Source organism: Endozoicomonas sp. ONNA2 (genome assembly GCF_024606365.1).
GTDB lineage: Bacteria > Pseudomonadota > Gammaproteobacteria > Pseudomonadales > Endozoicomonadaceae > Endozoicomonas.
In genome coordinates this window covers 1-7,921 of sequence record NZ_JAHHPO010000624.1, presented here as the reverse complement: position 1 = coordinate 7,921, position 7,921 = coordinate 1, and the positions used below count along the sequence as shown (strand labels likewise).

The window sequence follows — 7,921 nt, the reverse complement described above, 5'->3', positions numbered from 1 at the left end:
AAAGCGGGCGGCGGCATTTGCCCGGTCTGAATGAAATGATGAAGTTATTCCGGGACAATTCCTGAACGTCTCCAGACAGTATTCATGACAGACCATAGCAAAGCCTGTTTCTACGCCCTGGCCACGGCCTTATTGTGGTCGACCATTGCCACCGCCTTTAAAATAGCCCTTGAATATCTTGACCCCTGGCAGTTGGTATTCTGGTCCGTGGTAACCTCCACCACCCTGCTCACCTTCATTGCGATAATTCAGGGAAAGAGCAGTTTAATCGTTGCCCAATTCAAACAATCACCGGGATTATTCCTTGCCCTGGGGCTGTTAAACCCGTTTCTCTATCACGTTGCCCTGTTTGGTGCTTATGATCGGCTTCCGGCCCAACAGGCGCAGGCATTAAACTACAGCTGGCCAATTGCGCTCACCCTGCTGTCGGTTCCTGTGCTGGGCAGGAAGCTGTCCTTTACCAGCCTGCTCTGTTGCCTGCTGGCCTACGCGGGCGTTTTGATTATCTGTACTGGTGGGGAGTTGCAAAAACTTGATTTCGCCAGTCTCACCGGAGTTGCTCTGGCACTTGCCAGTACCCTTATCTGGGCGCTTTACTGGCTATTCAATACCCGGCGAAAAGGGGACCCCGTGGTTGGTATGCTGATCTGCTTCCTCTGTGGACTACCCTGGATCATTGGCGCTGCCGCGCTCTTCTCCGGTTTCTGGCCCATTGCCACAGAAGGCCTGGCTGCAGCAGCCTATGTTGGTCTGATTGAAATGGGCTTTGCTTATATCTTATGGCTGAAAGCCCTTAAACTGACAGACAATACCGCCATGATCAGCAATATCAGCTACCTTAGTCCGTTTCTGTCATTGATTTTCATTGGCAATATTCTGGGTGAGGCTATCTATCCTGCCACCTATGCTGGCCTGATGATGATTATTGTTGCCGTTCTGGCTCAGCAGCGCCTGAGCAGCAAGTAAACGACATGGCCAGAAAGAGTTATTTTGCCTTCAAACAATTCAGAGTTGACCAGGATTTATGCGCCATGAAAATCACTACGGATGCCTGCATCCTCGGCGCCCTTCTGGCTGAGTCATCCGCATTGCAACAGAGCCAGTCCGTCCTGGACATTGGCACTGGCACCGGGCTGCTGAGCCTGATGGCAGCTCAAAACTGCAATGGCAAAATCACCGCCGTGGAGCTGGATGAAGCAGCGTCACAGCAAGCAGTCAGTAACTTCGTTGCCAGTCCGTGGGCCGATCAGTTTCGGCTGGTCAATAGCGCTATCCAGATATTCTCTGCCACCAGCCAGCAACGCTTTGATTGTGTTATATCGAACCCGCCTTTTTTTCAGCAGTCCTTCAAGGGCGATGATCAGCGACGAAACATGGCCCGGCATACCGATAGCCTGAGCTTTACGGATCTTGCCAGGGCGATTTCCCGGCATTTGGCAAGCACTGGTGAAGCCTGGATTCTGCTGCCCGTGACAGCCACACAGCATTTTTTGGCAGCGACTGCCCCGCAAGGGCTCGCTCTGATCAAACAGATTGGGCTGCGTTCTTCCAGCCGCCATCCGAATCACCGCCACATCCTGGTACTAAAACACCTGACCCTGGATAAACTTCATATAACCCAAGAGGATACAGTCACCACATACACCCAGCCTCCCCACTACACAGAAGCGACCAGACAGTTGCTGTCACCTTATTATCAGGCCCTCTAATGGTCAGTATTCACGCAACGATTATCAAAACAGCTGTACAAGCGTTCAGCTGCATGCAGCGGGTTGTTATCACGGATCTGCTCTGCCAGCTGGGCGCCTTTAGCAGCAAAAACCTGCACCTGTGCTGGCAACAGGCCATAGGCCGGGCCGACCTCCAAGTTATAAGAATAATCACCTGCTGAATGGTTTCTGTGTGGCTGGGGGTTATGCCCGGATGTTCCGACCTCTGCCGGTTGGCTCTTGTGCATGGCAAGTTCGCTCGACTTTTGACCATTGCCCGGATCAATGTGGGTGACCTGTTCATTTGTTGATGTATGGAGATGGTCCGATGAATTGGCCAGCCCGGCTCTTGGCCGGTTATCAAACTCCACTGCCCATAGCAACGTAACCAGAAATACCCCACAAAATATCCACGCTGGCTTAATATTATTATGCATGGTCGTGCCTCACTCTTTTGGCCTATCTTGGGAATTGTGCCGGAATAACTTCATCATTTCATTCAGACTGGCCAAATGCCGCCGCCCGCTGCCCGCAAAAGCACAAGTGGTTCCAACTTTCGGGAAGCGGGCGGCGGGAAGGGAACAGCGAGCGAATTTCCCCGGACCAGGCCAAACGATGAAGTTATTGTGGGACAAATCCAGGGGACTTCACTATCGGTTCACCCCACGATAAACCGAGAACCCATCCCTGGTGAGCAATATATCACAGTGACCAAACGCCGTTTGAATAATGGGCCGATAACGCAGAAAGCTATTGGCAACAATCCGAAGCTCCCCCCCCGGGTGCAGTATCTGGCGTGACCGGGCAAGAAACTGTTCTGTCACCTCATAGTGGGTTCTCACCCCCCGGTGAAACGGTGGGTTGGAGATAATCAGGTCAAACTGTCCCGTCACATCTGACAAACCATCGACTGGCAATACCGTAAAAGATTTACTCCCTGTGGCGCTCATGGTTCTGGTACTGCTGGCCAATGCAAGGGCATCACAATCCACCAGGGTAATGTCATGCTCACCGGACAGGGCGCTGATATAAGCGGAGATCACCCCGGCGCCACAGCCAAAATCCAGCACCTTGCCTGAAGGCACGTTATCCAGCGTTGCCAACAGCACCTGAGTTCCCTTATCCAGACGACCATGACTGAAAACGCCGGGTAACGAGGCAATGTCCATATTAACCGGGCCAGCAGTAACAGAAAACGTGGTAAACCACGATTCAAGGGTAAAATTCTCCGGCTTTTTCAAGGGTTCTGAAGCTTCCAGCAAGACACAATGCCGGGCATTATCGACACTTTTAACACAACCAAAACTGCGCTTCAGCCGTTTCTTCCATGACTTGATCCCGGCATCATTCTCTCCCACCAGCCAAATGGGTACGCTTTCGGGCAAAAAGCTCAATACCATCGCCAGCCAGAAGTCCATTAATGGTTTGCTTTTCTGGAGGAAGAGCAAAACACCATCAACGGGACGGACAAAATCCGCCGCCAGGATCGGCGCAAAACTGAGGAACAAGCGGTCTTTCGGGCAGGCCAGCGACAGCAAATGCCCATAAGCACTGAAAACACGGGTCAGTGCCGTGATGTAGCCAACCCCACCGCTTAACAAATGAGCGGCCAGCTCATCGGCCGGCAACCCAACCACCACAAGATGCTCAAGCTCAAAGAGCGCCTGATTGCGAACAATTAACTGCCCCGGATTGGATAAATGAGCGGATAGAAGGGATGTCATGGGAATAAACGCCGGTTACACAGTTCACAGGGCGCGAAGTTATACAGGAATAGTCCACGGTTTTCCATTGTCCAGCCAAGCGTTCATGGAAATACAATGTACAGGGCTGTGCCACAGGCATAGCATTCGCCGCCAGTGACGATCGTATGGAGTTTTCTCGGCTTCTTTAATTTCGCAAGGCAGCTCGCTATACTTCAGCCGTTCAAGCGTCAAATCTGCCTATTTTCTTCGTCCTTAAAAAAGTTATCATGCGTGTAGAAGCCGATATCAAGTTAGGGTTCAAAGACGTTTTGTTCCGCCCAAAGCGTTCCACCCTGAAAAGCCGTTCACAGGTAAGCCTGCAGCGCACCTTCCGATTTGTGCACACAGACCATGAATGGACCGGTGTACCTGTCATTGCTGCCAATATGGACACCGTGGGTACATTCGCCATGACGCTCGCCCTGGCTGAGCACAAAATGCTGACTGCCGTTCACAAACATTACACGGTCGAAAAGTGGCGAGCCTTCCTCGACAGCGCCCCTGCCGACATTGAAAACCACATCATGGTCAGCAGTGGCACCTCCGACAGCGATTTCGACAAGATGTCTGAAATCCTCTCCCTGGACGACAAACTGCGCTTTATCTGCATCGATGTAGCCAACGGTTACTCAGAACATTTTGTTGAGTTCGTGGCCCGTGTTCGCCAGCGCCATCCGAACAAGGTGATCGTCGCTGGTAACGTGGTTACCGGAGAAATGGTAGAAGAGCTGATCCTGAAAGGTGCCGACATCGTTAAAGTGGGTATCGGGCCGGGCTCTGTCTGTACCACCCGCGTTAAAACCGGGGTTGGCTATCCACAGCTGTCCGCTGTTATTGAGTGTGCCGACGCGGCCCACGGCGTTGGTGGCCAGGTGATTTCCGACGGTGGCTGCACCTGCGCCGGTGACGTATCCAAAGCCTTTGGTGGTGGCGCTGATTTCGTCATGATCGGCGGCATGCTTGCCGGTCATGATGAGTCTGGCGGCGAAATGTTGAAAGAAGATGGCAAGCAATTCCGCCTGTTCTATGGCATGAGTTCCACCACCGCCATGGCACAGCACGCGGGTGGTGTTGCCAACTACCGCGCCTCAGAAGGCAAGACCGTGAAAGTACCTTACCGTGGCCCAGTGGTTGAAACCGTTCAGGATATCCTCGGTGGTGTACGCTCAACCTGCACCTACGTAGGGGCCGCACAACTGAAAGAGCTATCCAAGCGAACTACGTTTATCCGGGTTCAGGAACAGGAAAACCGCATTTTCAACTGAACCCCGGGAGACTATCCCAGAACAGTCTGCCCTACTGAGGTCGCGATAAATTGGTCTAAAAATATCCGAATTTGTATCCTCAGTTTTCTGCCGTCCTCGCTTCGGGGACGCCCAGTCGGGCGCTATTTTCGAACAGGCTCCTGGTGATTTTGACTGGCTACCTCCCTCGCCAGGTTTTCCAGCTCGTTACCATTGCGTAATTCTTTTAACAGCCGTTGCGGTATATTGCTGATGCCGTTTATGGCTCCGGCGATGGCTCCGGTCAATGCTGCCCTGGCCATATTATTGCCACCGCCATTGCTGGCAGAGAGGGTAGCCATCTCAAAATCATTCGGGAACCGATACATCAGGTAGTAAGCAGCGGGCAGCAAGTGCATAACCTGACAGTCCATACCAAAGTGATGAGACTATCGAGGCGTCAGCTTTGCAAAGAGGGGTGGAAAGGGTGGCGGTTGGTTTACCTTTATTGAGATCGGATAACCTCCCTGATTCTCTTTCTGGTAATAGTCATTTGCCAACCGATGGGGGCGGGGTTATTGGTCAGGACATTGATTCTGACAAGAAGCGGCGGGGGCAGAATTCGACAATATCTGCTGATAATCCGTCCATAGATGACCGTTCTGCATATCTGTGTTGTTATTGGGGCGGGCAGGATTGTCTTCCTGCATCAATGATAATGAATCGCGACCCGCAAGCGCAATCGCCTGGTTGTGTTTCTGATGACTGTTGCGGCGATTGTGGCGATTGCGGTGGTTGTGGCGATTGCGGTGGTTGCGTGATCATGTGATTGTCTTAACCACAAACATCACAATGCTTATGACCAGAGTTTCGGTCACCACGCACAATGAAAATCAGGTTTTGCCACAATCACCACGGTGCAGACAACTCCTGAGTAGTGCAATCCGATTTAGCCCCTGCATTGCCATGGCTCCAAAGCCATTTCGATTTTCAGCTGCTGAATTCAGGTTGAAAAACTGGTCGATTATGGCCACCAGGCTCAAAAATAAATCTCAGTTCTTATTGATACAATAGTGCCTTTTTTGTACAGGGCGATTGTAAGTGCCCTGGGTTCGGGGATTTTCACGGTAAAGAGCACTAAGGAAAAGAAAAGTTCTTTTTTGCGGTACATACACTGCTACTGGTGCCAACACGGATGTTCTGATTGATTCTGTCAGGCCTACTTACTTGATGGTCAGGTTAAATGCCTGGATTTAATGTTAAAACTTAATCCCTAAATTAATTCAGGAGGAACTAATGAATTATGACCCTATCCAGGATAACCCAGCCCCTGAAAGCATTTATCATCTCCATTGCGTTGTTGGCCGGCAACAGCTTTGCCACCGATGTGTTTGTCGGGCAAAGCTCCTATTCAGAAGCCTTGGCCAAAACGCTGGGTATTGAACGTAAAGTCTTTTACTCCTCGCCAACAGATCAGTTTACTTACTATTCCCATATGGAATCTGAATCCATGAAAAGGGTGGATGCTAAAGAAGCAAAAGCACTTCATGACGAGATTGACAAGCTGATCGAAGGATTGGTCCCCGACCATGAACCGGATGCCATCCATCTTCACCTTGACCATAAACACGTTGATACCGGTAAATTCGATGCACTGTTTGACAAGCTTCAGAAAAAGGCTGAAGAGCTGGGTTTAAAAGTCACTGTGCGTGAAAATTCCAATGCCAGTCCAGCTCAATACCCACCCATACAGCGTTCCAGTATGTTGGAAATCTTGCTGGCAGAGCCTGAGGTCATGGCGAAATTTATCGACTATGCCATCACGGCATATGATCAATACCTGGCCTCAGAGCAGCTGAGTTCAGCAGATTCGTGCCTCTTTGTGCATCCGCAGTACACCCCGTATGAAGACGATCCTGCTGAGCAGTACCTGTTCCATTACCGCAGCGACATTATGCTCAGCAACCCGACCAGTTGTGCCGTCTCACACAACTACGCAATCTTATTACGCGATCGCTTGAAAGCCATGAAATCTGAATAATACTTCAGTGTCTTCTTTCTTCAATAAGGCTCACACAGAGCCTTATTGAAAGGTGTCAGACGCTTGAATCTCCAGCTAAAACCGGTAAAACCTTTATTCAAGGGCCATGGCCAGAAACTCAATTGACCAGCACATGGTTTGGTTAGTGCAGACAGCTACCATTCATTCTGGGCTACGCACGAACAGAGTCGTAAACACTCATTTATTAGTAACGTATCAGTCACGGGAGAAACTCATGTTGGCAAAAATAACGACTTTCAGAAGCATAAACAGCGTGATCAAACGATGGCTGCTACTCATCCTTCTGCCCCTGGCTACAATTGCCACAGCAACACGGACGCCAGAAAACAACATGGCTGAAGCTGTTGGAAACGAGTCGATCAGCACGTCAGCAGATCCTCACGATCTGGCCAGAATCAATCGGGCCGCTGGTGCCATCATGGGTGTTCTGATTGGTGATGCACTGGGGCTGGGGACGCACTGGTATTATGATATGGACGCCCTGCACAGGGAGCACGGCACCTGGGTTGACCACTATGTTGACCCCAAACCCGACGGCGATCACCGGTTCGCCAACGTCAGCCGGTTTCGCTACGAGCAGGGATTACGCGCTGGTGATCTCTCCCAGACAGGGCAGATTTACACGTTGTTGCTGGAGAGCCTGCATGAAAAAAAACAGCTTGTGGGCGATGACTTCTTCCAGCGCCTGGATACCTTATACGCCACACTCAGTGGAGAGCCCTTCTCAGGACGTTACACCGATAGTCTTCACAGAATCTTGCTGAAATATCGAGCCCGGGGTATAGGCTGGGACAACATGCATTCGTTCGTGCCAACCAATGATACATCGGACGGCGCATTGCTGCTCGTTCCCCTGGCTGCCACCATCTCCGACCCTGAACTTTTTGCCCGTGAAGCGGACCAGCTGCTGCAGGTGTTTTACCGGGATCACTTCGTCAGGGGTAACCATATCGTTTACGGCCTGGTTATCCAGGCGTTGATCAATGGCATCACTGTTGATGAGCTGGAAGATTACCTGAGATCGATGGCTCGCCACCCTGCCATTGCCCCTGTGGTTGGTGGCTTCGACCGCTTCATAACCCCGGTCAATGGCAGCATCGCCCGCCGTCCGGATCTGGTCAGTATTCCAGAGCCGAAGTACGTCAGTCATCTCTTTGGTATGGACCGTCAGGTTATGCACTT

General features: G+C 51.3%; 9 protein-coding genes. 6 read left to right on the top strand and 3 right to left on the bottom strand.

The window, feature by feature from the left end; genetic code table 11:
• Positions 1-84 precede the first annotated feature (84 nt).
• Positions 85-966 (top strand): DMT family transporter, encoded by an 882-nt coding sequence (locus KDK14_RS10980; RefSeq protein ID WP_257265152.1) that lies wholly within the window; start codon positions 85-87, stop codon positions 964-966.
• Between the two features lie 65 nt (positions 967-1,031).
• Positions 1,032-1,709 (top strand): tRNA1(Val) (adenine(37)-N6)-methyltransferase, encoded by a 678-nt coding sequence (locus tag KDK14_RS10975; RefSeq protein ID WP_257265151.1) that lies wholly within the window; start codon positions 1,032-1,034, stop codon positions 1,707-1,709.
• On the opposite strand, the gene KDK14_RS10970 is transcribed toward KDK14_RS10975, so the two are convergent.
• Positions 1,706-2,146 carry a hypothetical protein gene (locus KDK14_RS10970; protein WP_257265150.1) on the bottom strand — a complete coding sequence of 147 codons (441 nt, stop codon included), beginning with the start codon at positions 2,144-2,146 and terminating at the stop codon, positions 1,706-1,708. The genes KDK14_RS10975 and KDK14_RS10970 overlap by 4 nt on opposite strands.
• 213 nt (positions 2,147-2,359) lie before the next feature.
• Positions 2,360-3,433 carry a class I SAM-dependent methyltransferase gene (locus KDK14_RS10965; RefSeq protein ID WP_257265149.1) on the bottom strand — a complete coding sequence of 358 codons (1,074 nt, stop codon included), beginning with the start codon at positions 3,431-3,433 and terminating at the stop codon, positions 2,360-2,362.
• Positions 3,434-3,681: 248 nt separating this feature from the next.
• On the opposite strand from KDK14_RS10965, the gene KDK14_RS10960 reads away from it, so the two are divergent.
• Positions 3,682-4,719 (top strand): GMP reductase, encoded by a 1,038-nt coding sequence (locus KDK14_RS10960; RefSeq protein ID WP_257265148.1) that lies wholly within the window; start codon positions 3,682-3,684, stop codon positions 4,717-4,719.
• Between the two features lie 122 nt (positions 4,720-4,841).
• Here the strand turns inward: KDK14_RS10960 and KDK14_RS10955 are convergent, their stop codons facing one another.
• Positions 4,842-5,111 (bottom strand): ADP-ribosylglycohydrolase family protein, encoded by a 270-nt coding sequence (locus KDK14_RS10955; RefSeq protein ID WP_257265147.1) that lies wholly within the window; start codon positions 5,109-5,111, stop codon positions 4,842-4,844.
• 32 nt (positions 5,112-5,143) lie between these two features.
• Here KDK14_RS10955 and KDK14_RS10950 point away from each other — a divergent pair, with 32 nt between their 5' ends.
• The 3 genes from KDK14_RS10950 to KDK14_RS10940 form a co-directional block, all read left to right on the top strand.
• Complete coding sequence (locus tag KDK14_RS10950) at positions 5,144-5,506, top strand: hypothetical protein (protein WP_257265146.1); 363 nt, start codon at positions 5,144-5,146, stop codon at positions 5,504-5,506.
• A 474-nt stretch (positions 5,507-5,980) separates the two neighbouring features.
• Entirely contained in the window at positions 5,981-6,718 is a 738-nt protein-coding gene (locus tag KDK14_RS10945) for a hypothetical protein (RefSeq protein WP_257265145.1), read from the top strand.
• A 235-nt stretch (positions 6,719-6,953) separates the two neighbouring features.
• Positions 6,954-7,921: ADP-ribosylglycohydrolase family protein (locus KDK14_RS10940; RefSeq protein ID WP_257265144.1), on the top strand; the 968-nt coding region annotated here is incomplete at its 3' end.